Here is a 25,568-nt window from a genome sequence, read left to right on the forward strand (position 1 = left end):
GAAGGTCGACGAGATGCCGGTAAAGTCCTCCCTACCATGACCATGAAGAACCGCATCGTCTGCGCGCTGCTCGGCGCCCTGGCGTTCGCCACCGCGACCCTGCTCCTGCCGTGGCTCCCGGACGCGCTCGTGGGCCTGCTCGGGACCGGCGGCGTGCTGCTGTTCCTGGCCGCCCTGGTGCTGCCGACGAACACGCGGCAGCCACCCGTGCACAGCCTGGCGATCCTCGACAAGGGGTATCTGACGCCCGCCGAGATCCACCAGATCCTCGGGATCTGGCTGCCGACGGGCAGCGCCGCCCTGGAGGCGCGGGACGCGCAGTGGACGGTCGCCCGGCACGTCGCCAAGTGGCGCGCCGACCACGTGGTCAACGTGATGGACTTCCACGGCGTGGTCGCCGAGCGCCGGGTCGACATGCTCTCGGTGGTGCAGTGGGTCGGCATCCAGCTCCTGCCCGCGTTCCTCGGCCTGATCTTCCTGATCCCCACGCTGGCGCTGACCGGCTTCGACAAGATCAGCATCAACTTCCTCCAGACGCTGCTGCTCTTCGTGATCTGGGGCGGCGTCGCGCTACTGGCGCGCTGGATCCTGGAGAAGCACGTGATCCACCGGTTCGTGTGGGAGCCGGAGCTGACGCCGGACGGGACCCGGTTCGTCGAGAGGTGACGCGGTGACGCGGGGCGTCCCGGAGTGTCGGTGACTGGGGGCAGAATGGCTCTGTGCCCCTGTACCGAGACGACGCGATCGTGCTGCGCACCCAGAAGCTGGGCGAGGCGGACCGCATCGTCACGTTCCTGACGCGCGAGCACGGCAAGGTCCGCGGCGTGGGCAAGGGCGTGCGGCGCACGTCGTCCAAGTTCGGGGCGCGCCTGGAGCCGTTCATGGCGGTCGACGTGCAGCTCCACACCGGCCGCAGCCCGCGGCCGGGCATGGGGCTCGACACGGTCACGCAGGTCGAGACCATCGGCGCGTACGCCCGCTCCATCTGCGAGGACTACGGCCTCTACACGTCCGGCACCGTGATGCTGGAGGCCGCCGACCGGCTGGTCGCGGCGGAGCACGAGCCCGCGGTGCAGCAGTACTGGCTGCTCGCCGGGGGCCTGCGGGCGCTGTCCGAGCGGCACCACGACGCCGGCCTGGTGCTCGACTCGTACCTGCTGCGGGCCCTCGCGGTGGCCGGCTGGGCGCCGTCGTTCGAGGACTGCGCGCGCTGCGGCGAGCCCGGGCCGCACCACTCGTTCAACGTGGCGCAGGGCGGCGCCGTCTGCCCCCGCTGCCGGCCGCCGGGTTCCACGGCGCCGGCGCCCGAGACCTTCGCCCTGCTGTCCTCGCTGCTCGCGGGCGACTGGGCGACCGCCGACGCGTCCGACGCGCGGCACCGCAAGGAGGCGAGCGGCATCGTCGCCGCCTACGGCCAGTACTACCTGGAGAGAACGTTGCGATCGTTGAAGATGGTGGAGCGCTGATGGCCCGGAACACCCGCCGGGAGCTGGTGACGCCGTTCCCGCACCCGTCCGGCGAGCGGGCCCCGCGCATCCCCAAGGAGTTCCTGCCGCGCCACGTGGCCGTCGTCATGGACGGCAACGGGCGCTGGGCCAACGCGCGCGGCCTGCCGCGCATCGAGGGGCACCGGGCGGGCGAGAACTCACTGCTCGACGTCGTTGCCGGGGCCGTCGACGTGGGCGTCGAGTACGTCTCGGCATACGCGTTCAGCACGGAGAACTGGAAGCGCTCGCCCGAGGAGGTGCGCTTCCTGATGAACTTCACGCAGGACGTGATGCGGCGCCAGTGCGACGTCATGGCGTCGTGGGGCGTGCGGATCCGGTGGGCCGGGCGCCGTCCCAAGCTGTGGAAGTCCGTGATCGACGTGCTGCTGGAGGCCGAGGAGCGCACCAAGGACAACGACCTCTGCACGCTGACGATGTGCGTCAACTACGGCAGCCGGGCCGAGCTGGCCGACGCGGCCGCGGCCATGGCCCGGGACGCCGCCGCGGGCAAGCTGGACCCGAAGCGCATCACCGAGAAGACCGTGCAGAAGTACCTGTACCTGCCCGACGTGCCCGACGTGGACCTGTTCCTGCGCTCGTCCGGCGAGCAGCGCACGTCGAACTTCATGCTGTGGCAGGCCGCGTACGCCGAGATGGTGTTCCTCGACGAGCCCTGGCCCGACGTCGACCGTCGACACCTCTGGCACGCCGTCGAGGAGTACGCGAAGCGCGACCGCCGCTACGGCGGCGCCCTGGACACCCCCAAGGCGAAGTAGAGCGCGATAGAACTGTGGCGAAGTAGAACCTCAGCCGGGTTCTACTTCGCCACAGTTCTGTCTCGCCAGAGTTCTACCTCGGCGGGGTGGTCACTTGTTCAGCGTCTCCGCCAGGGAGTCGATCAGCAGGGGCATGCCCTCGGGGTACTCGACGGACAGGGCCGTCGGCGGCGAGACGGCCGAGACCGCGACGGTGCCGACCTGCTGCGCGACCATGCCGTCCTTGATGGCGGGCAGGGCCTGGAGCTCCTTCTTGTCGGGGAGCGCCGCGGCCTCCTCCTCGGTGTACGTGTAGGCGACGACGAGGTCCGAGTCGAGCTTGTCGAGCTCCTCGTACGACAGCGTGTAGAAGAACGAGTCGTCGTCCGGCGCGAGCTCCTCGACGGCCGGGGCGGTCTCGAAGCCGAGGCCCTCCAGGAACCCGGCGCGCGGGTCACCGGCCCGGTAGACGTAGATCAGGCCCTCGTCGGGGGAGTCGACGATCGCGGCGACCGTCTTGCCCGCGAACTCGGGGTGCGCCTCGGCCTGCTCGGCCAGGTACGTGTTGATCTCGTCGACCTTGGCCTCGCCGGCGGCGCTGCGGCCCAGGGCGGCGTCCGTGGCGGTGATGATCTCGTCCCACGGCGTCTGCCAGGCGGTCTCCGGGTAGGCGACCGTCGGGGCGATCTCGCTGAGCAGGTCGTACTGCTCCTGCGTGATGCCCGAGTACGTGGCGATGATGACGTCGGGCTCGGCGGCCGCGAACTCCTCGTAGGGCACGGTCGCGCCGGCCTCGGCGTCGGTCAGCACGGTGGGGTGCTCCACGCCGGCCTCGTCGTAGGCCTCCTCGACCCACGGCAGGAGGTTGCCCTCGCCGACCGTCCAGGTCTGCTCGGCGACGGCGACGGGGAAGACGCCCGCCGCGATGGCGGCCTCGGTCGAGCCCCAGCCCCAGGTGGCGACGCGCTCGGGTGCCGCCTCGATGGTGGTCTCGCCGAGCGCGTGCTCGATGGTCAGGGGGAACTCGTCGGTCGCGCCGGAGGCGCCGGCGGACGGCGTGGCGGCGTCGCTGCCGGCCGGCTCTTCGGACGCGCAGCCCGCGAGGGCGAGGGCGGACGCGGCGACGAGGCCGACGGCCGCTGCGAGGGATCGGCGAGGTCGCACGGTTTCTCCCGGGGTGTTCAGTCGAACGACCGGCGGGTGCCGGTCGAGATGAGGTAACCCTAACCACAATAGGTCACGGTGGTGTTGCGGAATTGAGGGAGGTCTGCGTGAGGTAAACCACGCCCCCGCGGGGCGGAACTACTTGGAGTGGTAACGGCCGACCGGCACCACGAGCGGCGAACCCGCCACGGGGTCGGGCACCACCTGGGCGCGCAGCCCGAACGCCTCGTCGACCACCTCGCGGGTCAGCACGTCGGACGGCAGCCCCTCGGCGACGATCCGGCCCGCCGACATCACGACCAGGTGGTCGGCGTACCGGGCGGCGAGGTTGAGCTCGTGCAGCACCATCGCGACGGTCGTGCCCTGGTTGCGGTTCAGCTCCGTGAGCAGGTCCAGCAGGTCGAGCTGGTGGCGGACGTCGAGGAACGTGGTCGGCTCGTCGAGCAGCACGATGTCGGTCTGCTGCGCCAGCACCATGGCGATCCACACCCGCTGCCGCTGCCCGCCCGAGAGCTCGGCGACGGGCCGGTCCGCGAGCTCGGCGACGCCGGTGGACTCCAGCGCGGTGGTGACCACGGCGTCGTCGTCGGACGAATGGCGGCCGAACCAGCCCTGGTGCGGGTAGCGGCCGCGTGCGACCAGCTCGGCGACCCGCACGCCGTCCGGCGCGATGGACGACTGCGGCAGCATGCCGACCTTGCGGGCCAGCTCCTTGCGCGGCATCTGCGTGATGTCCGCGCCGCCGAGCGTGATGCGGCCGGCGTCGAGCGGGTGCAGGCGGGCCAGCCCGCGCAGCAGCGTGGACTTGCCGCAGGCGTTCGGTCCGACGACGGCGGTGATCTTGCCGTCGGGCAGCGTCAGGTCGAGGTTCTCGATGACCTTCAGGCCGTCGTAGCCCAGGCTGACGCCCTCGGCGCGCAGGTTGGTCATCGGCTCCTCTTCTCGGTCGTGGCGAGCAGCCACAGCAGGTAGGGGGCGCCCACGAGCCCCGTGACGATCCCGACGGGGGCGGCGACGCCGAGCAGCCCGTGCTGCGCGATCACGTCCGCGGTCAGGGTCAGCGCGGCGCCGGTCGCGGCCGACGCGACGAGGGCAGCGCCTCCGTCGTTCACCAGGCGGCGCGCGATGGCCGGCGCGACCAGGGCGACGAACGCGATGGGGCCCGCGGCGCTGGTCGCGAGCGCGACGAGCGCGACGGCCAGCAGCAGGGCGCCGACCCGGGCGGCGTCCACGTGCACGCCCAGGGCGCGCGCGTTGTCGTCGCCGAGGGCGAGCGGCCCTTGCGTCCGCGAGACGACGGCGACGACGGCGCACAGCACGAGCGTCCCGACGGCGACGAGCGTGAGCTGTTCGCCGCGGACGTCGGACACCGAGCCGACGGTCCAGATCAGGACGGCCGCCGCCTCGTGCTCCTGCGACCGGGCCATGGCCCACGCGATCAGCGAGGAGCCCAGGTACGCGAACCCGACACCGACCAGCACGAACCGGATCGAGTGCAGTCCCCTGCGCCATGCCAGCAGCCAGATCGCGAGCGCGACGGTGGCGGCGCCCGCGAACGCCAGGCCGGACAGCGCCATGCCGCTCAGCCCCAGGACGAGCACACCGATCACGGCCCCGAGGCTCGCGCCGGTGGAGATGCCCAGGATGTCGGGGGACGCGAGGGGGTTGCGGAGGGTCGACTGGAAGAGGGCGCCGGCCAGGCCGAACGCGACGCCGACCACGACGGCCGCCTCGATGCGGGGCAGACGGAGCTTCTGGATGACGAAGACGTCGCCCTTGTCGCCGAGGCCCACGGCGCCGGCGATCGCCTGGCCGGGCGTGAGGCCGGCCGCGCCCATCAGGAGCGCCGCCGTCCCGGCGACGAGCACCACGAGCACCATCCCGGACACGACGAGCGCCTGCCGGCGGCGGCGGAGGGTGCGCAGGTCGGCGACGGTGGCGACCGTCGTGGCGGAGGTGGGGGCGGGGGCGGGCGCGGACATCAGGCCCCCACCACGTTCCTGCTGCGCGCCACGGCGACGAGCACCGGCGCGCCGAGGAGCGCCGCGACCACGCCGGCCTCGAGCTCGGAGCGGGGCAGGATCAGCCGGCCGAGGACGTCCGCGGTCAGCAACATCACCGGGCCCAGCAGGGCGCCGATCGCCATGACCCAGCGGTAGTCCGTGCCGACGAGGCGCCGGGCCGCGTGCGGCACCACGAGCCCGACGAGCGCGATAGGCCCCGCGAGCGACGTCGCGGTGCCCGCGAGCAGCACGATCGCGACGGCCGCGAGGGCGCGCGTGGTGCCGACCCGCTGGCCGAGTGCCGTGGCGACGTCGTCCCCGAGGGCCAGCATGTTGAGCCGGTGCGCGAGCACGGCCGCGAGCACCAGGCCGACCACGATGAACGGCCACAGCGCCGTGACGGTGTCCAGGCCTCGGCCCGTCAGGGAGCCGACGGACCAGAACCGGTACAGGTTGAACGCCTGCTGGTCGCGCAGCAGCACCAGGGTGATCAGCGGGGTGATCAGCGCGGTCACCGCGGCCCCGACCAGCGCGAGCCGCACCGGCTGGCCGCGTCCCACCGAGAACACGATCGCGGCAGCGACGGCGGCCCCCAGGAACGCGAACCAGACGTAGCCCAGCGGCGAGGTGATGCCCAGCAGCCAGACCGCGCACACGACCGCCAGCGACGCACCCGAGTTCAGGCCCAGCAGGCCGGGGTCGGCGATCGGGTTGCGGGTCACGCCCTGGATCAGCGTGCCCGCCGTGCCGAGCGCGACACCCGCCGCCAGGCCCACGATGGTGCGGGGCAGGCGCTGCTCCAGCACCACGTCGTGGTCCATGAGACCGGCGACGGGCGCCGTCAGCGCCCGCCAGACCTCGGCCGGGTTGATGTCGCGGACGCCGAGCGCGAGGCTCGCCAGGACGACGAGCAGCAGCGCGGCGAGCGCCGTGAGCAACGCGAACGTCCGACGTCGGGCACGCTGGGCTACGGCTTCCGCACCCTCACGGCGTCCCGCGGGCGCAGCCGCAGGTGAGGTAAGCATTGCCTAAGCATTCCACAACGCGCGGGATGCTCGGTACGTGCGCCCGGTCACCCACGCTCGGGCGACCGGGCGGACCCGCCGGGCGGGACCGGGGCGAGCGGGTCAGGAGTACGAGTCGCAGCCCCAGCCGTCGTTGTCGGCGTCGAGCGCGTGGTAGTCCTTGGTGCCGACCCAGACCGTCCTGCCGATATCCTTGCAGTCCAGGTCGGGGTTGGTCGGCGAGACGGGGCACTGCCACCGCCCGGCCGAGTACACACAGACGGCGTCGGCCGCGGCGTCGGCCCGGAAGGTGCCCGCCTTGCCCGCGTACTTCACCGTCCACTTGCCGGAGCGCGACGCCGTGGCCTTGTACGTGTAGGCGCCGGTGCGCGTCGTCCGGACCAGGCCGATCTTGCGGGGCTTGTCCGGGCCCGACGGGTCGAAGGTCACCGTCAGGACCTTGGTCGTGGGCAGCGCGCGCCACTGCCCGTCCTTCTTGTACTTGAGCGTCCCCTTGAGGGTGACCGTCTTGTTCTTCGCGACCGGCTCGGGCTTCGCGTCGAGTGTCACGTTCGTGGTGTAGACGGTCGCGGCCTGCGCGGGGGCCGACGCCGTGAGGGCGAGCGCGAGCACGCTCACCAGGGCGACGATGGTGCGGCGGATCATGGGGCCAACCTCTTCGGTGACTCGGGGCGCCCCGGGACGAGGCACGCTGCGAGTTCCTAGAGCCCCTTCGCCGCGCGATATGACCCGATTCGAGCCGACCTCACCCGGGTGAACCGGCACGAGACACCTCCGGGGAAGCACTCTGCCAGCCGGGTAGGTAACGCCGAGCTAGCACTGCTACGTCTCCGTTACGGCCCCGGCTGGCAGAGCACTTCCCCGGAGGCCCACGACGTCGGGCCGGCTGGACGAGGCGCGAGCGGACTGGCGCCTTGGCCGGCATCCGCGGGGTCGAAGTTGTCCACAGACGCGTCGACTCCGCCCGGCTCGCGGGCCCGATCGCTGACAGGATCGGTCGATGGATCTCGCAGCACTGATCAAGGAGGCCCGACTCGAGGCACGGGTCACGCAGGAGGAGCTCGGGCGTCGGGTGGGCCGGTCCCGGGCATCGATCTCCCAGCTCGAGGCCGGCGTGCGGACGCCCAGCTTCGGGTCGTTGCGGGAGATCCTCGCCGCCCTGGGCAAGCAGGTCCGGCTGGAGCTGGAACCGCTCGACGAGGACGTGCGCCGCCAGATCGTCGAGCACCGGCACGATCCGGACCTGGCCGGCCGGGTCTACTTCGCGGTCGAGCAGATCGAGGACCTGGTGGGCCTGGACTACCGGATCGAAGGGCTCGCGGCGGCAGCGCTGCTCGGTGCTCCCGTCGATGCCGGCGACCCCCAGGTCGCCGTCGCAAGCACCGAGCGCACGATGGAGTGGCTCACCGACAAGCTGCGTCACGACCGGATCCGGTTTCGCCCGCCAAGCTGGGTGGGGACCGCCTGGCCCCGCACGCCGCAGGAGGTGCACGAACTGATCGAGGCGGAGTGCCCCGGCGGCTGGATCATGGTGCGCGGTTTCTTCCATGAGACAACGCTTCGGTTCGCGCCGGCCGAGGATGTCGCGCGCCACGTCCTGATCGACAACGGCGAGCACGGGTCGTTGCGGGTGCAGCCGCTGCACGAGATCGACACCACGGACCGCAACGCGGCGCGCGTCCTGCGCCTGCTGCGGGAGCAGGCGCAGGACGCGCGCGGTTAGCCGGGCTCGGGCGTCGGGGCGTCAGGCCCCGACGAGGTGGCCCGCCAGGTAGCTGACGACCTTGTCCAGGGCGACGCGCTCCTGCTGCATGGTGTCGCGGTGCCGGATGGTGACGGCCTGGTCGTCGAGGGTGTCGAAGTCGACGGTGATGCAGAACGGCGTGCCGATCTCGTCCTGCCGGCGGTAGCGCTTGCCGATCGCCTGGGTCACGTCGTAGTCGACGTTCCAGTACTTGCGCAGCTCCGCGGCCAGCTTCTCGGACGCCGGGAGCAGGTCCGCCGTCTTGGACAGCGGCAGCACCGCGGCCTTGATCGGGGCCAGCCGGGGGTCCAGGCGCAGGACCGTGCGCTTGTCGACGCCGCCCTTGGTGTTCGGCGCCTCGTCCTCGGCGTACGCCTCGACGAGGAAGGCCATGAGCGACCGGGTCAGGCCGGCGGCGGGCTCGATGACGTACGGGAAGTACTTCTCGTTGGTCACCGGGTCGCGGTAGGCCAGGTCCTTGCCCGAGCTCTCCGTGTGGGTCTTCAGGTCGAAGTCCGTGCGGTTGGCGATGCCCTCGAGCTCACCCCACTCGCTGCCCTGGAAGCCGAAGCGGTACTCGATGTCCACGGTGCGGGTCGAGTAGTGCGACAGCTTGTCCTTCGGGTGCTCGTAGTGGCGCAGGTTGTCGGCCGAGATGCCGAGGTCCGTGTACCAGTTGGTCCGGTAGTCGATCCAGTACTGGTGCCACTCCTCGTCCTCGCCGGGCTTGACGAAGAACTCCATCTCCATCTGCTCGAACTCCCGCGTGCGGAAGATGAAGTTGCCCGGCGTGATCTCGTTGCGGAACGACTTGCCGATCTGGCCGATGCCGAACGGCGGCTTCTTGCGGGCCGCGGCGGCGACGTTGGCGAAGTTCACGAAGATGCCCTGCGCGGTCTCGGGGCGCAGGTAGTGCAGGCCGGACTCGTCCTCGACCGGGCCGAGGTACGTCTTCAGCATCATGTTGAAGTCGCGGGGCTCGGTCCACTGGCCGCGGGTGCCGCAGTTGGAGCAGACGATCTCGGCGAGGCCGCCCTCGGGGGCGCGGCCCTTCTTCTCCTCGAACTCCTCGATCATCTGGTCCTCGCGGAACCGCTTGTGACACGAGAGGCACTCGGTGAGCGGGTCGGTGAACACGCCGACGTGGCCGGAGGCCACCCACACCTGGCGCGGCAGGATGACCGACGAGTCGAGGCCGACGATGTCGTCCCGGCTCGTGACCATCGCACGCCACCACTGCTTCTTGATGTTCTCCTTGAGCTCCACGCCGAGGGGTCCGTAGTCCCACGCAGAGCGCGTACCGCCGTAGATCTCGCCCGACGGGAAGACGAAACCTCGTCGCTTCGCGAGCGAGACGACGGCGTCGAGCTTGGCGGTCTGCGCAGAGCGCACTGACTTGTCGGACACGAGGGTTCTCTCCAGGGGAACAGGGGGAAGTTACGTCCGCCCAGCGTACCGTCCGGGCCGGTCGGGGCCCGCGCGAAATAGCGCGTGACCGACCTCTCCGCACCGATCTTTGACAATCGTTCTCAACAAGCGTGAGAATCGTTCTCATGACCTCGACTCGCGCCACCGGCGCCGCCCTGACCAGCCTCGTCCTCGCCGGCGCGGCGACCCTCGCGGGTTGCTCCGCCCAGGGGACGGGCGGCGCGGGCGGGGAGTCCGACGGCGTCGTCGTGCTCGCGTCGTTCTACCCGCTCCAGTACGTGGCGCAGCAGATCGGCGGCGACCTGGTCACCGTCGACAACCTCACGCCGCCGGCCGCCGAGCCGCACGACCTGGAGCTGTCCCCGGCGCAGGTCCGCGAGATCGGCACCGCCGACCTGGTGGTCTATCTCTCCGGTTTCCAGGCCGCCGTCGACGAGGGGGTCGAGTCCCGCGCCCCCGAGCACGTGGTCGACGCCGCGGACGCCGCCGGGCTCGTCGAGCACGCGGAGGAGACCGAGGAGGAGCACGCGGAGCACGCCGACGAGGGCGACGAGCACGGCTCGACCGACCCGCACTTCTGGCTGGACCCGAGCCGGCTGGCCGCCGTCGGGCAGGCCGTCGCCGACGAGCTGTCCGCCGTGGACCCGGAGCACGCCGACCAGTACGCCGCCGGCGCCCTCCAGCTCGGCGAGCGCCTCGACGAGCTGGACCAGGAGATGGCCGACGGCCTCGCCGCCTGTCAGGGCGCGACGCTCGTGACGAGCCACGCGGCGTTCGGCTACCTCGCCGACCGGTACGCGCTGGAGCAGGTGGGCATCGCCGAGCTCGACCCGGAGGCGGAGCCGTCCCCGGCGCGCCTGCGCGAGATCGGCGCCGTGGTCAAGGAGAACGGCGTCACCACGCTGTACTCGGAGACGCTGGTGAGTCCCAAGGTCACGGAGACGCTGGCCGCCGACCTGGGTGTGAGCACGGCCGTGCTGGACCCGCTGGAGGGTCTGTCGGAGGAGGCCGCGGCCGCGGGTGACGACTACGTCTCCGTGATGCAGGCCAACCTCGCCGCGCTCGAGGACGGACTGGTCTGCGCATGACCGACACAGGGCAGGTGGAGACTATGCAGGTGGAGACCAGTCAGATGACCGAGACCGGCGAACCCGTCATCGAGGCGCGCGGCCTGCACTTTCGTGCGGGCGCGAGCCATATCCTGCGCGGCATCGACCTGACGGTCGAGGCCGGCGAGGTCGTCGCGCTGCTCGGTGCGAACGGCTCCGGCAAGTCCACGCTGGTGAAGTCGCTGGTGGGCATCAACGTGCCGTCCGCCGGCACGGTGCGGCTGCTCGGCGAGCCCCTCGGCGGGGGCCGGCGCACCGGGACGGTCGACTGGGGCCGCATCGGCTACGTGCCGCAGCGCGCCGGGGCGGGCGGCGGCATCCCGTCGACCGCCCAGGAGGTCGTCGCCTCGGGCCTGCTGCACGGGCGCCGGCTGCGGCTGCCGCGCGGCTGGCGCGACCGCGTCGCGGTGGCCCTCGAGCAGGTGGGCCTCGCCGACCGCGTGCAGGACCCGGTGCACCTCCTGTCGGGCGGGCAGCAGCAGCGCATCCTCATCGCGCGCGCCCTGGTCCGCGAGCCGGACCTGCTCGTGCTGGACGAGCCCGTCGCCGGTGTCGACGTCGCCAGCCAGGAGGCGTTCGCCACCACCATGCGGCGGCTGGTCGACGGTGGCCTCACGGTGCTCGTGGTGCTGCACGAGCTGGGCGAGCTCGAACCGCTCGTCACGCGCGCCGTCGTGCTCAAGCACGGCAAGGTCGTGCACGACGGCGCCCCGCCGCAGGCGCGGCACGACCACGACCGTGCGGGGCACCGCCACCAGCACCCGCACGCCGACGACAACTCCCTCGACCCCGCCGAGTCCAGGGCCTTCGACCTGGAGGTGCGCCCGTGATCATGCTCATGCTGACCGACCCGTTCATGCAGCGGGCCCTCATCGCCGCGCTCCTGGTGGGCGTCACGGCGCCCGTCGTGGGCACCTACCTGGTGCAGCGCAAGCTCTCCCTGCTCGGCGACGGCATCGGGCACGTCGCCCTGACGGGTGTCGCACTGGGCTGGCTGGTCGGCGCGGGCATGGGCCTGACGCCGAACGACGCCCTCGCGATCCCCGGCGCGGTGGTCGCCGCGGTGGTCGGCTCCGTGCTCATCGAGGTGGTCCGGCGCCGCGGCCGCACGTCCGGCGACCTCGCGCTCGCCATCATGTTCTACGGCGGCATCGCGGGCGGCGTCCTCCTCATCGGCATCGCCGGCGGCTCCTCCGGGAACCTCATGCAGTACCTGTTCGGCTCGATCTCCACGGTGTCCGACGCCGACCTCTGGCTCACCGTCGTGCTCTCCGCCGTGGTCCTGGCGGTCGGGGTGGGCCTGCGGCACGCGCTGTTCTCCGTGAGCCACGACGAGGAGTTCTCGATCGCCTCCGGCCTGCCGGTCTGGGCGCTGAACATCGTGGTGGCCGTCGTGTCGGCCCTCACCGTCACGGTCGCGATGCGCGTGGTCGGGCTGCTGCTGGTCAGCGCGCTCATGATCGTGCCCGTCGCCATCGCGCAGCAGGTCACGCACGCCTTCGGCCGCACCATGCTCACCGCGTGCGTGGTCGGTGTGGTCGTGTGCCTGACCGGCCTGAGCATCACGTACTGGTACAACGTCTCGCCCGGCGCCACTATCGTGGTGCTGGCCATCGGGGTGTACGCGGTGGTCTCCCTGCTGGCGCCGCTCCTGGGCCGACGGCGCCCCGCGCACGACCCGCACCCCGACCTGCCCGACGACGTCGACCTGCCCGCGGCCGCCACCGAACGTGCGGTCGCCGCCGCGAAGGAGTGCCGCTGATGACCGCACGCATGACCCGGCAGCGCACCGCTGTCGTCGAGGCGCTGGACGAGCTCGCCGACTTCCGCTCGGCCCAGCAGCTCCACGAGGCTCTGCGGGCCCGCGGCGAGTCCGTGGGCCTCGCGACCGTGTACCGGGCGCTCCAGGCGCTCGCCGAGGCGAGCGAGGTGGACGTGCTGCGCGCGGAGGACGGCGAGAGCCTGTACCGCCGGTGCGCCCGCCGCGAGCACCACCACCACCTCGTGTGCCGCATGTGCGGCCGGACCGTCGAGATCGACGGCCCCACCGTCGAGGCCTGGGCCTCGAAGGTCGCCTCCTCCCAGGGGTTCGACGACATCGAGCACACGATCGAGCTGTGGGGCACGTGCGCGGACTGCCGCGCGGCGGCGCACTGAGCTGACGACGACACTGAACTGACGACGCCGCGGGGCCCCGTCGGCACCTGATTCCCCCGAGTCGGGCCGGTCTTGCAAGAACAATTCCGGTGTCGACCATTTTCGGCCGGAGCCCGTGGCAGGATGCGTGCATGACCTCAGCACGGCGCCCCGCGGACCGTCGGGGACGGCTGCCCTCACGCGCCGACGTCGTCGTGGTCGGTGGCGGCGCGCTCGGCGCGTCCGTGGCGTTCCACCTGGCCGAGGACGGCGTCGACGTGCTCCTCCTGGAGGCCGACGAGCTCGCCTCGGGCAGCTCGGGCAAGCCCATCGGGGGAGTGCGCGCCCAGTTCTCCGACCCCGCCAACGTCGACCTCGGCGACCGCAGCCTGGACCTCTACGAGGACTTCGCCACGCGCCCGGGCGCGGACATCGGGCTGCAGCAGCCCGGCTACCTGTTCCTCCTGCCGGCCGCCGACGACGTCGCGCTGTTCGAGGAGTCCGTGGCCATGCAGAACGAGCGCGGCGTGGCCAGCCGCATGCTCGGCCACGACGAGGTGCGCCGGCTCAACCCGTACGTCGACGCCGACCGCTACGCCGGGGCCGCGTACGCCGCGCGCGACGGGTTCGCGCACCCGAAGGCCGTCGTGGAGGGCTATGCGGACGGCGCCGAGCGGCACGGCGCCACGGTCCGCACCCACGTCACCGTGACCGACGTCGAGACACGGGGCGATGCCGTGGTCGCCGTCTGGACCAGCCAGGGCCGGGTGCGCACGGACGCCGTCGTGCTGTGCACCGGGGCCTGGACGCGGGACCTGGCCACGAAGGCGGGCCTCGACCTGCCCGTGGACCCCTACCGCCGGCAGATCGGGTTCACGCCGCGGCTGGACCCGGCGCCGCCCCGCATCCCGTTCACGATCGACTACGGCACCACGTTCTACTTCCACAACGCCGAGCCCGGCGGCCTGCTGCTCGGCATCGCGGACCCCGCCACGCCGATCGCGTTCGAGCGCACCTACGACCCGGGCTGGCTGCCGCTGCTGCGCGGCGCGATCGGCGCTTGCGCGCCCGGGCTGGACGACGTCCCCGTCGCGCGCGGCTGGGCCGGTCTCTACGAGATGACGCCCGACCACAACGCCCTGATCGGCGAGGCCACCGGCGTGCCCGGCCGCGTGCTGTACGCCACCGGCTTCTCGGGCCACGGGTTCCTCCAGGCGCCCGCCGTCGGCGAGGTGGTGCGCGACCTGTACGCCGGCCGCACGCCCCGGATCGACGTGTCCGGGTTCGGCGCGGACCGGTTCGCCACGACCACTCGTACCACGCACCCGGGGCGACGAGGCCCCGAGGCGAACATCATCTGAAGGCAAGGAGAGATCGATGTCGGCACCGACGTTCCTCGAGCCCTGGCGGCTGAGGGCCGCGTTCGCGCGCAGCCTCTCGGACATGTACGGCAAGGAGGTTCCCGCCTACACCACGCTGCTCGACGTGTCGCACGAGGTCAACACCGACTTCGTGGCGCAGCACGGGGCGGACGCCGAACGGCTCGGCTCCATCGCGCGCGTCACGGCGGAGCGGCACGGCGCGATCCGGGTGGGCACTCCGACCGAGATGTCGCAGGTCGCCCGGGTCTTCGGCGCGATGGGCATGCACCCGGTCGGGTTCTACGACCTGCGGGACGCCTCCTCCAGCTCCGTGCCCGTGATCTCGACGGCGTTCCGGCCGGTCGACCGGGCCGAGCTGGCCCGCAACCCCTTCCGGGTGTTCACGTCGATGCTGGTGCCCGCCGACCGCCGCTTCTTCACCGCGGACCTGGAGCAGCGCCTGGAGAACTTCCTCGGTGCCCGCACCCTGTTCGGCCCCGAGCTGCTCGCCCTCGCCGACCGCGCAGAGGCCGAGGGCGGCCTCCCCGAGGACCAGGCCGCGGAGTTCCTGCGGCTGGCCACCGAGGCGTTCGAGCTGTCCCGCGAGCCCGTGGACCAGGCCTGGTACCGCGAGCTGGAGGCGGTCAGCGCCGTCGCCGCCGACATCGGCGGCATCGCCTCCACGCACATCAACCACCTCACGCCGCGCGTGCTGGACATCGACGACCTGTACGCGCGCATGGAGGCCCGCGGCATCACGATGATCGACGCGATCCAGGGTCCGCCGCGCTGGGAGGGCCCGGACGTGCTGCTGCGGCAGACGTCGTTCCGCGCGCTCGCCGAGCCCCGCACCTTCCGCACCGCCGACGGCGAGATCGTCAGCGACGCCCTGCGTGTGCGGTTCGGCGAGGTCGAGGCCCGCGGCATCGCGCTGACCCGCGCCGGCCGCGCCGCGTACGACGCCGCGGTGGTCGAGATCGACGAGGCCGCCGCCACCGCTCGCGCCGGCGACCCCGGCTTCACGGAGGCGCAGCGCCAGCAGCTCGCCCGTGCCGTCTGGCAGAAGACCTTCCCCACCACGGAAGCCGCGCTCGCCGACCAGGAGCTCGGCTGGTTCACCTACGAGGTGGACCCGGCCGGCACCGGCGTGGTGCGCGAGCCGATCGTCTACGAGGACTTCCTGCCGCGCTCGGCGGCCGGGATCTTCCAGTCCAACCTCACGTCCGACGGCGCCAAGGACGCCAGCCAGGAGGGCACCGACCGGGATGCCGACTGGATGGCGGGCGCGCTCGGCCGCGAGCTGAACGACCCCTTCGACCTGTACGCCGACCAGGTGGCCAGGTCCCTGACCGCCGCCGCCGAGACCCTCGGCGTCGACCCGGCCACCCTCACCACCACCCACCGCACAACGGGAGCACCGCGATGACCAGCACCACCACCCACAGCCCGCTGACGACCGAGCTGCACGACGCCGCCCTGGCCGCGCTGGAGCGGCTGGGCGCCACGGTGCCCACCGGGACGGGCCTGCCCGTCGTGTCGCCGCTGTCCGGGCAGCCGCTGCTGGAGCTGCACCGCGCCGGTGCCGCCGAGGCCGCCACCGCCGTCGGCGAGGCCGCCGAGGCCTTCACCACGTGGCGCTCCGTGCCGGCCCCGGTGCGCGGGCAGGTCGTCAAGCGCCTCGGCGAGCTGCTCACGGAGCACAAGGCCGACCTGGCCGAGCTCGTCACCATCGAGGCGGGCAAGATCACCAGCGAGGCGCTGGGCGAGGTCCAGGAGATGATCGACATCTGCGACTTCGCCGTCGGGCTGTCGCGCCAGGTGGGCGGCCGCACCATGCCGTCCGAGCGGCCGGGCCACCGCCTCATGGAGACGTGGCACCCGATGGGCGTGGTCGGCGTGATCAGCGCCTTCAACTTCCCGGTCGCGGTGTGGTCCTGGAACACGGCCGTCGCGCTGGTCTGCGGCGACACCGTGGTGTGGAAGCCGAGCGAGAAGACCCTGCTGTCCGCCGTCGGCGCCTCCGCGCTGCTGGACCGGGCGCTGGCCGAGGCGGGCTTCCCGGCGGGCGTCTCGCGGCTCCTGCTCGGCGACCGCGAGGCCGGCGAGGCCCTCGTGGCCGACCCGCGCGTCGCGCTCGTCTCCGCGACCGGCTCGGAGCGGATGGGCCAGCAGGTCGCGCCCGTCGTCGCGGCCCGCGGCGGCCGGTACCTGCTGGAGCTGGGTGGCAACAACGGGGCGATCGTCGCGCCGTCGGCGGACCTCGACCTCGCCGTGCGCGGCGCCGTGTTCTCCGCGGCCGGCACGGCCGGGCAGCGCTGCACCTCGCTGCGCCGCCTGATCGTGCACGAGTCGATCGTGGACGACGTCGTGGCGCGGCTCGCCAAGGTCTACACCGGCCTGCCCGTGGGCGACCCGCGCACCGACGGCACGCTGGTGGGCCCCCTGGTCGACGCCGCCGCGCGCGACCGCATGCTGGCCGCGATCGACGAGGCCGTGGCCGCGGGCGGCGAGCTCGTCGTGGGCGGTACGGGCGTGGACGTGCCAGGTGCCGAGGACGCGGCGTACGTGCACCCGGCGATCGTGCGCATGCCGGAGCAGGCCGACGTCGTCAGGCGCGAGACGTTCGCGCCGATCCTGTACGTGCTGACCTACTCGGAGCTCTCCGAGGCGATCGCCGTGCACAACGACGTGCCGCAGGGCCTGTCGTCGTCCATCTTCACGCTGGACGTGCGCGAGGCCGAGACCTTCCTCTCCGAGGTGGGCTCGGACTGCGGCATCGTGAACGTCAACATCGGCACCTCGGGCGCGGAGATCGGCGGCGCGTTCGGCGGCGAGAAGTCGACCGGTGGCGGCCGCGAGTCCGGCTCGGACGCCTGGAAGCAGTACATGCGCCGCGCCACCAACACCGTGAACTACTCCACGGAGCTGCCGCTGGCGCAGGGCGTCAACTTCGGCTGACCGGCCCTGCTGACCGGCCCGCCGGCCGGCGCGGCGACGGAGACGGCCCGGCCCCACGCGTGCTGACGCGTGGGGCCGGGCCGCTGTCGTGCTCCCGGTCAGGAACCGCTCAGGAGACGGCGGCCGGGATCGCCATGAGGGAACCGGTCTCGGTCGTCGGGTCGGTGCTCGGGGCGTACCGGTTCACCGAGGCGATGGGGACGCCGAGGCGTGCCGCGACCTCCTCGATGCTGAGGTTCTGCGCCCACCGGAGCACGCGGATCTCGCTGATCTGCGCGGTGGTGAGCGCGGGCGCCGGCTCCGCGGGCGCCGGGACGAGCGCGGGCGCCGGCGCCGGGGTCGGCGCGACCTCGGTGGAGAGGTCCTCCCAGTCGGCGGCGGGCGCCTCGGCGGGCGGGCTCACCGGCAGGGCGGTCCGGTCCGCCTTCACGGGCGCGTACTTGTCCTCCAGGTGCAGCCGCTCGGCGCTGATCGTCCCGGCGTCGTCCGCCGCGGTGTCGGCGGTGCGGTCGGTCTCGGCCGGGTCGACCAGGCTCCCGTCCTCCGGGTTGATGGGCAGCACGAGCTTCGGCAGCACCATCTCGGCCAGGGCGGCGCCGCTGGCGGCCGCCTCCTCCGGCGTCCGCCGGGGTGCGTTGGGCTCCGGCATCCACTCGCCGGCCAGCGTCGCGGCCTCCTGGACCACGTCGCGGATCGTGCGCTCCGACTCCAGGTGCGGGCGCGTCACCTCCGCGGTCACGGCCGCGGGCACGTGACGGTGGACCCGGCCCACCGCGGCGTTCACGTCGGCGATGCGGGCCGCCCGCTCCTCGTCGGGGGCGATCTGCGCGAGCCGCACCGCGTCGAGCATGTCCAGCACGGCCGTCTGCCGGTCGTTGTGGATCTCCGCGGCCCGGTCGAGGGCGCGCGAGCTGGAGGCCGACTGGAAGAAGAGGTGGACCGCGACGGCGGCCAGGACGGGCGCGACCGCGCGGGAGATGGCGAAGATGCCCTCCCCGAGGAGCCAGCCGTGCCAGGCGGCGAGCGCGCCGGAGAGGATGCCGACGACGATCGCGCCGCCGAGCCAGCGGGCGTGCCCGGACACCGGGCGGCCGGTCTCGAGCGCACGGTCGGCCCGGCGGCGCCCCTCCCAGGCGAGGCCGATCACCAGTGCCTCGTAGGCGACGCCGAGGGCGTAGCCGAGCCGCGGGCCCTCATAGGCAGCGATCGTGTGCGACATGCCGATGTAGGCCCAGGCCGAGAGCCCGAAGGCACCCAGGGCGAAGCCCGGGTTCCTCCGCGTGTCGGCGATGACCGCCGGAACGCGTCGGGGACGTTTCTCCGATGCCATGTTGGGTAGGTCCCTTTCGGTCAGAACAGGTGAGGACGGTGTGGTGGTGCAAGGCTGATCTTCGTCTACTTTGCGTCCTATGCGCTCTTCACGCCGAAGATCGACCTCAATCTTTTATCGAACGGCCGGTTCGGAGGCCGGCCGGGCGGGTCGATGCCGGGCGCGTAGTTATCCACAATGATGGTTCATGGCGCGGCGCGTTGGACGTTCGTGCCGAATGATATCCCTATGAACTCATCGCCTCGGTCCATGCCGACCACCTCCGCCGTCGGCCCGCTCGACGGGCTGAGCCTGCGCGACCGGCTCGACCTCGCGACCCGGCTGGCCGGCCGCCTGGTCGCGCACGTCCTGCGGCCCGCCAACGCGCCGGCCGTCGAGCGCCTCGTCGGGTACGTCCGGTCCGAGTCGGTCGTGCCCGCGGACCAGGCGGACCCCGAGCGGTACGACGCCGTCACCCGGGACTGCGCGACGGACCTGCTGGTCCACGCCGGGCCGCGGGAGGCGCGCGGGTCCCTGGTCCGGCGGCTCCTCGCCGAGCGGGCGTGGGGCGCGGTCCACGGACCCGGCGAGGCTCCCGAGGACGACGGCACCGCCCCCGCCGGCCTCGTTCTCGACGCCGCCGAGCGTGCGCTCCTGGAGCAGTGGCACGACGGCGGGGTGCTCGGGCACTTCATCGTGACCGACCTGGTGGACGAGCACGTGGTGCTGCACAACCTGGAGGACGACCTGGACTACCGGGTCTTCACGGGACGCTCCGAGATCCGCGCGGTCGCGCTCGTGCCCGGCCTGCCGCTGTCCGGGCGCGTGCTGCCCGTCGGCGCGGTCTGGGTCTTCGCGAGCACCCCGGCGGTCTTCCCGCCGGACGCCATCGAGGGCGTCGTGCACGGCGTCGTGGCGCTCCTGACGTCCTCGCCGTCCCCGGCCTTCCGCAACCCGCGCACGCTGGCCCGCGCCCGCGAGCTGGTCGCCGACCACCACCGGGCCTTCCTCGACCTCTTCGGGGACGTCGTGGTCGAGGGCACCGCGTCGCACGTCGTGGACTGCTGCCTGCGGTTCAAGGACCGGGTCGGGGCGCCGGCCGAGGAGTTCGCGCTGCTCGGCGCGCTCCGCGACGAGCGCTGGCTGCCCGACGACGCCGCCGACCCCGACGACGCGACGTTCGCCCTGGTGCACCACCCCGTCAAGGGTCTGCGGCTGCTCGACTGGTACGCGCAGCTCCGCGAGGTGCACACGGCGCCGCTCCTGCCGTGGAAGTCGCGGCGGCTCGCGCAGGTGCTGGCCGACCCGGACGTGCCGTCATGGGTGCTGGCCCTGCTCGCCGAGCGCTACCCGGACCACCGGGACGCGCTGTACCGGGCGGCGTCCGGCCGGCCCGGCCTCACCTGGGCGCGGGACGGCGCGGCGCTGCTGCGGGACCGCGAGCCGGCGCCCGGCCGGGACGAGCCGGGGATCGTCATGGCGGCGTCGATCATGGGGCGGGTCCCGCCACCGGGCTGGTCGTGAGCCCAGGTCGGACGGCGGGATGACAGATGTCATGTCGACCTCGTGACACCCGGCAGCGGTCCGGCGCGTGCCGGCGCAGCAGAGTGAAGGCATGACATCGACAACTGCCCCAGCGATCGAGGCGAGCGGCCTCGTCAAGGAGTTCCGTGGGCCCGGCGGCACGGTCCGTGCCGTCGACGGCCTCGACCTCACGATCCGGCCCGGCGAGGTGGTGGCCTTCCTGGGGCCGAACGGCGCGGGCAAGACCACCACCATCGACATGGTGCTCGGCCTGGCCGCGCCGACGTCCGGCACGGTCCGCGTGTTCGGCAAGGAGCCGGGCCGGGCGATCGCCGACGGCCAGGTCGCCGCCGTCATGCAGACCGGCGGCCTCCTGCGCGACATCACCGTCGGCGAGACGGTCGAGCTCACCGCGGCGCTGTTCGGCCGCACGGGGCCCGCAACGCCCTTCCTGGAGCGCGCCGGGATCGCCGACCTCGCCCACCGCAAGGTCGCCAAGTGCTCCGGCGGCCAGCAGCAGCGCCTGCGGTTCGCGATGGCCCTGGTCTCCGAGCCTGACCTCCTGCTGCTCGACGAGCCCACCACGGGCATGGACGTGGAGGGTCGCCGCGAGTTCTGGGCGGCGATCCGGAACGACGCGGCGGCCGGCCGCACCGTCGTCTTCGCCACGCACTACCTGGAGGAGGCCGACGCCTACGCGGACCGGATCGTGCTGGTCAGCCACGGCCGCGTGGTCGCGGACGGCAGCGCGGCGCAGGTCAAGGCGCTCGCGTCGGGCCGCACCCTGAGCGCCGAGCTGGACGACGCCGAGGCCGCCGCCCGCGCCGCCGGCCAGGTTCGGGCACTGCCGGGCGTCGACAGCGTGGACGTCCGCGCCACCCGGCTGCTCGTGCGCACGGCGGACTCGGACACCGTGGCCCGCCACCTGCTCACCGCCACCCGCGCCCACGACCTGAGCATCACGTCCGACAACCTGGAGGACGCGTTCGTCGCCCTCACCTCGGACCGCACCACCACGACCGCCCCGACCACCCTCGAAGGAGCCACCCGATGACCGCCACGTCCCTGCCCGAGGTGACCCGGCCGACGTCGCGCACCGCCGGGCGCCCGACCCCCGGAGCCGGGGCCGTCCGCGCCTACCTGGGGCTCGAGCTGCGACGCATGCTGCGCAACCGGCGCTCCCTGGTCTTCTCGTTCGTGATGCCGCCCGTGTTCTTCCTGCTGTTCGGCACCTCCGCCGAGTACCGCTCCACCCCCGTCGGCCCGGACACCAACGTCGTCGCCTACGTGCTGGTCTCGATGGCGCTCTACGGGGCGCTGCTGACGGCGACGTCCGGCGGGGCGGGCGTCGCCGTGGAGCGCGCCCAGGGCTGGACCAGGCAGCTGCGCCTCACGCCGCTGAACCCCTGGGCGTACGTGCTGGTCAAGGTGCTCGCGTCGATGACGCTCGGGGCGGTGTCGGTGGTCGTCACGCTCGTGGTGGGCGCCTTCGCCGGGGCGCGGATGCCGGTGTCCGCCTGGATCGCGTGCGCGCTCATCGCCTGGTTCGGCTCGCTCGTCTTCGCCGCCTTCGGGCTGTTCATGGGCTACCTCCTGCCCACGGAGAACGTGATCCAGATCCTCGGCCCCGCCCTGGCCCTGCTGTCCTTCGCCGGCGGGCTGTTCATGCCGCTCGGCGACACCTGGTTCGCCACCGTCGCCCAGGTCGTCCCCACCTACGGCCTCGCCGAGCTCGTCCGTGCCCCGCTCGGCGGCGGCTCCGTGAGCGCCGCGGCCGTGGTCAACGTGGTGGCCTGGACGCTGATCTTCCTCGCCGGGGCCGTCTGGCGGTTCCGCAAGGACACGGCCCGGGTGTGAGGATGACGGCGTGACCACGCGACAGACGCCGCTCGACGGGTCGGCCTGGGGCCGGAAGGCCGAGCCGGCCCGTTACCAGGGGGCCGGGCTGGCCCGGTACGGCCCGGCGCTGGGCATGATCTGGATCGTCTTCCTCGCCGAACCGTTCCGGGCGTCGCTGGCGGCCCCGACCGTCGCGCTCCGCGTAACCGGGGTGGTCGGCGTGGCGGGGACCGCGGCGCTGTTCGTCCGGGCGCTCTACCGGTTCCGGAGCCGCAGGCCGCCGACGCGAGGCGAGATGGCGCTCCTCGTCGCCGCCCAGCTCGTGTGCATCGGGCTGACCACGCTCGCCGCCGCGCAGCACGGCCTCGTCGGGCTCGTGTTCGTCTGCGTCAGCATGGTGCTGATCATGCCGCGGCGGGCCGGCATCGTGACCGTCGTCGCACTCCTGCTCGGGCTGCTGCTCCTGCCCCGGGTGGTACCCGGCTGGCAGCCCGAGGACGGCACGGTGGTCTCGGCAGTCCTCGCGAGCCTCGCCGTGCTCGGCCTCCGCGGCGTGGTCGAGCGCAACCGGAAGCTGGTCCTGGCCCACGAGGAGGTCGCGGCGCTCGCCGTCTCCCGAGAGCGCGAACGGATCGCCCGCGACATGCACGACATCCTGGGCCACTCCCTGACCGTCGTGTCCGTCAAGGCCGAGCTCGCGGCCCGGCTGCTACGAGCAGGTGCCGGGCAGGACGGCGCACCCGCCCTCACCCCGAACGCGGAGCGGGCGGCGGACGAGCTCGCCGAGATCCAGGCGCTCGCCCGCTCGGCGCTCGCGGACATGCGGGGCATGGTGGCCGGCGAGCGCCAGGTCACGCTGGCGGGCGAGCTCGCCGCGGCCCGGTCCGCCTTCGACGCCGCGGGGATCGACGCCGACCTGCCCGGCGCGGTGGACGAGGTCGCCGAGGGACGCCGCGACGTCTTCGCCTGGGCGCTGCGGGAGGGCACCACCAACGTGCTGCGGCACGCGGCCGCCCGCCACGTCGTGGTCACGCTGACGCCGGACGCCCTGGTGATGGACGACGACGGGCGCGGTCGGCGCGGGGACGAGGCGGCGGCGTCGAACGGGCACGGGTTGACGGGCCTGACCGAACGGGCCGGCGCCGCGGGCCTGGCCGTGGCGACCGGGCCGAGCCCGCTGGGCGGCCTCCGGCTGGAGGTGCGCGCCCCTGACGGACCCGCACAGGACAGGAAGGACACCGCATGATCCGGCTGCTGCTGGCCGACGACCAGGCGCTGGTGCGCGGCGCGCTCGCCGCGCTGCTGGACCTGGAGACCGACCTGGAGGTCGTGGCGCAGGTGGGGCGCGGCGACGAGGTGGTGGCCGCGGCGCGGGCCGCGCGGGCCGACGTCGCGCTGCTCGACGTCGAGATGCCCGGCCTGGACGGGATCGCCGCGGCAGCGGCGATCCGGGCCGAGCTGCCGGGCTGCCGGTCCCTGATCGTGACCACGTTCGGCCGCCCCGGCTACCTGCGGCGCGCGCTGGACGTGGGGGCGAGCGGGTTCGTCGTCAAGGACACCCCTGCCGAGCAGCTCGCCGACGCCGTGCGCCGGGTGCACTCGGGCCTGCGCGTGGTGGACCCGGACCTGGCGGTCGCCTCGCTGGCCGTCGGCTCCAGCCCGCTCACCGAGCGGGAGACCCACGTGCTCGCCCTCGCCGCCGACGGCGGGACCGTGGCCCAGGTCGCGGGGGAGGCCTACCTGTCGGAGGGGACGGTCCGCAACTACCTGTCCTCCGCGATGGGCAAGACGGGCGCGCGGACGCGGGCGGAGGCGGTGCGGATCGCGCGGGAGAACGGGTGGCTGTGAGGCTCACCGGGTCGCGCCGGGCAGGTCACTCGGCCGGGGTCCAGTCGGCTGGCATGGTGAACGTGGTGCGGAACTCGGCTGAACGGTAGCCCGCCCGCTCTGCCTCAACCGTCACGGTCACGCGGTTACCCTTGTGGCTCCCGCGGATCCACGTGCGCGGACCGGCCGGCTCCTCGGCCGATCCGATGGCCACGCCGCCGTCGATGTCGACGTAGGTCCACGTATAGGTGACGTTCGGGTCCTGGTTGACCTCGCAGTGGGCGAACCAGCCGGCGTGCACCGTGCCCGCGGTCAGGTATACCCCGCAGCTCGGCTTCGGCACGGTGGGCTGGGGCACCGTGCCGGTGGAGTTGGAGAGCACCGCGGCCTCCGTGTAACCCGACCGGCCGGCGGTCAGCCGGACCTGGACGGGCTTGCCGACGTCGCCGAGCGCGACGGTATAGCTGCACGACCCGAGGTTGTCCCGCTCCTCGCCGCCGACGCTCCACACGCACGTGCTGCTCTCCGGCTGCGGCGCCCAGCCCTTCGGCCACGCGGTGATCTTCTGGCCCACCTCGACCTGCGCCGGGATCGACACGGTACCCGGCCGGAACTCGGTGAGGACGGCGTCCTGCTCCTCGGCGGCCCCGTCGTCCGGCTCGTCGACAGGGGTGACCGGGGCGCTGGGCGACGCCGACGGATCCTTCGACGGCTCGCTCGGGCTCGGGCTGGGGCTCGGCGTGCCGGAGGGCTCCGCGGGCGCGGACCCCTCGGCCTGGGGCGTGGTGGACGTGCTGGGCGTGTCGTCGGGGCCCAGGAAGTGCACGAGGGCCGCCGCGGCCCCGCCTCCGGCCAGCACCAGGCCGAGCGCGACCAGGCCGGTCAGGACCCGGCGCCGCGCCCGGCTCGGCGCGGGCGCCGCCGGGCGGTCCGAGCCCGTGCCCGGCGCCTGCTCCGCGCCCAGCACCGTGTCCGCGCCGGCCAGGCCGGAGCCCGTCGTGACCTCGGCCTCGACGTACGGCAGGTCGGCGAGCGAGGCGAGCACCGCCGCCGTGGTCGGGCGCGCGGCAGGGTCCTTGGCCAGGCACGCGGTCACCAGACCGCGCAGGCCGGGCGGCACGGCGTCGAGGGCGGGCGGCTCGTGCACGATCCGATAGGTGACCGTCGCCAGGCTGCCCGTCCCGAACGGCGGGGTGCCGGTCGCCGCGAGGTGGGCGACGGCGCCGAGCGACCACACGTCGGTGGCGGTGGTGACGGCCTCGCCGCGGGCCTGCTCGGGCGACATGAACTGGGGCGTCCCCGGCTGGACGCCCGTGGTGGTCAGCGAGGTGGCGTCGGAGTCGGCGACCACGCCCAGGTCGATCAGCACCGGCCCGTCGGGCCCGAGCAGCACGTTCGTGGGTTTGACGTCGCGGTGGACGAGTCCTTCGCGGTGGATCGCGTCGAGGGCCTCCGTGAGACCGGCGACGAGCTCGCGGACGGCCTCCTCGGGCAGGCTCCCCAGCTCGGTGATGGCCTGCGCCAGGGTGGGTCCGGGCACGTGCTCCGTGGCCAGCCAGGGCGTGGGCGCGTCGACGTCGAAGTCGACGACGGCCGCCGTGCGGTGGCTGCGCAGCCGCGTCGCGGCCGACACCTCGCGGCGGAACCGGGTCCGGAACTCGCTCTCGCCGGTGCGCTCCGGGTGGATCACCTTGATCGCGAGCAGCCGGCCGCTGCGGGTCGCGCCGAGGTACACCACGCCCATGCCGCCCTGGCCGAGCCGGCCCCGGATCTCGTAGCCGCCGATCTCGGGCGGGTCGTCGGCGGTGGAGGGCCTGATCTCAGGTACTCGGACACGTCGCGCCACGTCGGACAGCACGGAGGACTCCCTCGGGTCGGATGGGCCCACCCGGGGCGTGG

The 25,568-nt window shown here is 73.3% G+C and carries 24 protein-coding genes; 16 read left to right on the top strand and 8 right to left on the bottom strand.

All coding sequences use genetic code 11. The features are described 5' to 3' along the window. The first annotated feature begins 36 nt into the window (after positions 1–36). From ACIPN7_RS27985 to ACIPN7_RS27995, 3 genes are read left to right on the top strand one after another with little or no spacing between them, the layout of a single operon-like run. The gene (locus tag ACIPN7_RS27985; RefSeq protein WP_400550174.1) at positions 37–666 is read left to right on the top strand and encodes a hypothetical protein; all 630 of its coding nucleotides are present in this window, start codon (positions 37–39) and stop codon (positions 664–666) included. A 53-nt stretch (positions 667–719) separates the two neighbouring features. Further along, positions 720–1,466 carry a DNA repair protein RecO gene (gene recO, locus ACIPN7_RS27990; protein WP_400550176.1) on the top strand — a complete coding sequence of 249 codons (747 nt, stop codon included), beginning with the start codon at positions 720–722 and terminating at the stop codon, positions 1,464–1,466. Continuing rightward, complete coding sequence (locus tag ACIPN7_RS27995) at positions 1,466–2,263, top strand: isoprenyl transferase (RefSeq protein ID WP_400550178.1); 798 nt, start codon at positions 1,466–1,468, stop codon at positions 2,261–2,263. Before recO ends, ACIPN7_RS27995 begins: the two co-directional genes overlap by 1 nt. Positions 2,264–2,353: 90 nt before the next feature. On the opposite strand, the gene ACIPN7_RS28000 is transcribed toward ACIPN7_RS27995, so the two are convergent. From ACIPN7_RS28000 to ACIPN7_RS28020, 5 genes are all read right to left on the bottom strand, one after another. Further along, positions 2,354–3,406 (bottom strand): ABC transporter substrate-binding protein, encoded by a 1,053-nt coding sequence (locus tag ACIPN7_RS28000; protein WP_400550180.1) that lies wholly within the window; start codon positions 3,404–3,406, stop codon positions 2,354–2,356. A 138-nt stretch (positions 3,407–3,544) separates the two neighbouring features. Beyond that, positions 3,545–4,336 carry an ABC transporter ATP-binding protein gene (locus ACIPN7_RS28005; protein WP_400550182.1) on the bottom strand — a complete coding sequence of 264 codons (792 nt, stop codon included), beginning with the start codon at positions 4,334–4,336 and terminating at the stop codon, positions 3,545–3,547. Continuing rightward, on the bottom strand, positions 4,333–5,388 hold the full coding sequence (locus ACIPN7_RS28010) for a FecCD family ABC transporter permease (protein ID WP_400550184.1): 1,056 nt from the start codon (positions 5,386–5,388) through the stop codon (positions 4,333–4,335). The genes ACIPN7_RS28005 and ACIPN7_RS28010 overlap by 4 nt, the downstream gene beginning before the upstream one ends. Further along, positions 5,388–6,434 carry a FecCD family ABC transporter permease gene (locus ACIPN7_RS28015; RefSeq protein ID WP_400550186.1) on the bottom strand — a complete coding sequence of 349 codons (1,047 nt, stop codon included), beginning with the start codon at positions 6,432–6,434 and terminating at the stop codon, positions 5,388–5,390. The genes ACIPN7_RS28010 and ACIPN7_RS28015 overlap by 1 nt, the downstream gene beginning before the upstream one ends. 102 nt (positions 6,435–6,536) lie before the next feature. Beyond that, complete coding sequence (locus ACIPN7_RS28020; RefSeq protein ID WP_400550188.1) at positions 6,537–7,079, bottom strand: hypothetical protein; 543 nt, start codon at positions 7,077–7,079, stop codon at positions 6,537–6,539. A gap of 355 nt (positions 7,080–7,434) precedes the next feature. Here ACIPN7_RS28020 and ACIPN7_RS28025 point away from each other — a divergent pair, with 355 nt between their 5' ends. Beyond that, complete coding sequence (locus tag ACIPN7_RS28025) at positions 7,435–8,157, top strand: helix-turn-helix domain-containing protein (protein WP_400550190.1); 723 nt, start codon at positions 7,435–7,437, stop codon at positions 8,155–8,157. Positions 8,158–8,178: 21 nt separating this feature from the next. Here the strand turns inward: ACIPN7_RS28025 and ACIPN7_RS28030 are convergent, their stop codons facing one another. Then, positions 8,179–9,585 carry a glycine--tRNA ligase gene (locus tag ACIPN7_RS28030; protein WP_400550192.1) on the bottom strand — a complete coding sequence of 469 codons (1,407 nt, stop codon included), beginning with the start codon at positions 9,583–9,585 and terminating at the stop codon, positions 8,179–8,181. Between the two features lie 146 nt (positions 9,586–9,731). On the opposite strand from ACIPN7_RS28030, the gene ACIPN7_RS28035 reads away from it, so the two are divergent. The 7 genes from ACIPN7_RS28035 to ACIPN7_RS28065 all read left to right on the top strand — a co-directional run bounded on the left by ACIPN7_RS28035 (position 9,732) and on the right by ACIPN7_RS28065 (position 17,170). Continuing rightward, complete coding sequence (locus ACIPN7_RS28035) at positions 9,732–10,694, top strand: metal ABC transporter substrate-binding protein (protein ID WP_400550194.1); 963 nt, start codon at positions 9,732–9,734, stop codon at positions 10,692–10,694. Positions 10,695–10,738: 44 nt separating this feature from the next. Then, positions 10,739–11,545: a metal ABC transporter ATP-binding protein gene (locus ACIPN7_RS28040; protein ID WP_400550324.1), complete on the top strand. Its 807-nt coding sequence runs from the start codon at positions 10,739–10,741 to the stop codon at positions 11,543–11,545. Positions 11,546–11,547: 2 nt separating this feature from the next. Then, positions 11,548–12,477 carry a metal ABC transporter permease gene (locus ACIPN7_RS28045; protein WP_400550326.1) on the top strand — a complete coding sequence of 310 codons (930 nt, stop codon included), beginning with the start codon at positions 11,548–11,550 and terminating at the stop codon, positions 12,475–12,477. After that, complete coding sequence (locus ACIPN7_RS28050; RefSeq protein ID WP_377230724.1) at positions 12,477–12,872, top strand: Fur family transcriptional regulator; 396 nt, start codon at positions 12,477–12,479, stop codon at positions 12,870–12,872. Before ACIPN7_RS28045 ends, ACIPN7_RS28050 begins: the two co-directional genes overlap by 1 nt. A gap of 131 nt (positions 12,873–13,003) precedes the next feature. Beyond that, positions 13,004–14,212 (top strand): NAD(P)/FAD-dependent oxidoreductase, encoded by a 1,209-nt coding sequence (locus tag ACIPN7_RS28055; RefSeq protein ID WP_400550196.1) that lies wholly within the window; start codon positions 13,004–13,006, stop codon positions 14,210–14,212. 16 nt (positions 14,213–14,228) lie between these two features. Next, entirely contained in the window at positions 14,229–15,638 is a 1,410-nt protein-coding gene (locus ACIPN7_RS28060) for a 2-oxoadipate dioxygenase/decarboxylase family protein (protein WP_400550198.1), read from the top strand. Then, positions 15,635–17,170, top strand: a complete 1,536-nt coding sequence (locus tag ACIPN7_RS28065) for an aldehyde dehydrogenase family protein (protein ID WP_400550200.1) — start codon at positions 15,635–15,637, stop codon at positions 17,168–17,170. Before ACIPN7_RS28060 ends, ACIPN7_RS28065 begins: the two co-directional genes overlap by 4 nt. 109 nt (positions 17,171–17,279) lie before the next feature. Here ACIPN7_RS28065 and ACIPN7_RS28070 read toward each other — a convergent pair whose 3' ends face one another. Beyond that, entirely contained in the window at positions 17,280–18,500 is a 1,221-nt protein-coding gene (locus ACIPN7_RS28070) for a helix-turn-helix domain-containing protein (RefSeq protein ID WP_400550202.1), read from the bottom strand. A 249-nt stretch (positions 18,501–18,749) separates the two neighbouring features. On the opposite strand from ACIPN7_RS28070, the gene ACIPN7_RS28075 reads away from it, so the two are divergent. The 5 genes from ACIPN7_RS28075 (at position 18,750) to ACIPN7_RS28095 (ending at position 23,690) form a co-directional block, all read left to right on the top strand. After that, complete coding sequence (locus tag ACIPN7_RS28075) at positions 18,750–20,003, top strand: hypothetical protein (RefSeq protein ID WP_400550204.1); 1,254 nt, start codon at positions 18,750–18,752, stop codon at positions 20,001–20,003. Between the two features lie 91 nt (positions 20,004–20,094). Continuing rightward, entirely contained in the window at positions 20,095–21,057 is a 963-nt protein-coding gene (locus ACIPN7_RS28080) for an ABC transporter ATP-binding protein (protein WP_400550206.1), read from the top strand. Then, positions 21,054–21,860 carry an ABC transporter permease gene (locus ACIPN7_RS28085; RefSeq protein ID WP_400550208.1) on the top strand — a complete coding sequence of 269 codons (807 nt, stop codon included), beginning with the start codon at positions 21,054–21,056 and terminating at the stop codon, positions 21,858–21,860. Before ACIPN7_RS28080 ends, ACIPN7_RS28085 begins: the two co-directional genes overlap by 4 nt. Before the next feature lie 10 nt (positions 21,861–21,870). Further along, positions 21,871–23,088 (top strand): sensor histidine kinase, encoded by a 1,218-nt coding sequence (locus ACIPN7_RS28090; RefSeq protein ID WP_400550210.1) that lies wholly within the window; start codon positions 21,871–21,873, stop codon positions 23,086–23,088. Beyond that, positions 23,085–23,690: a response regulator gene (locus ACIPN7_RS28095; RefSeq protein WP_400550212.1), complete on the top strand. Its 606-nt coding sequence runs from the start codon at positions 23,085–23,087 to the stop codon at positions 23,688–23,690. Before ACIPN7_RS28090 ends, ACIPN7_RS28095 begins: the two co-directional genes overlap by 4 nt. A 25-nt stretch (positions 23,691–23,715) precedes the next feature. On the opposite strand, the gene ACIPN7_RS28100 is transcribed toward ACIPN7_RS28095, so the two are convergent. Continuing rightward, positions 23,716–25,527: a serine/threonine-protein kinase gene (locus ACIPN7_RS28100; protein ID WP_400550214.1), complete on the bottom strand. Its 1,812-nt coding sequence runs from the start codon at positions 25,525–25,527 to the stop codon at positions 23,716–23,718. Positions 25,528–25,568: the final 41 nt, after the last annotated feature.

The sequence above is a fragment of the Promicromonospora sp. NPDC090134 genome (assembly GCF_044746965.1).
GTDB lineage: Bacteria > Actinomycetota > Actinomycetes > Actinomycetales > Cellulomonadaceae > Promicromonospora.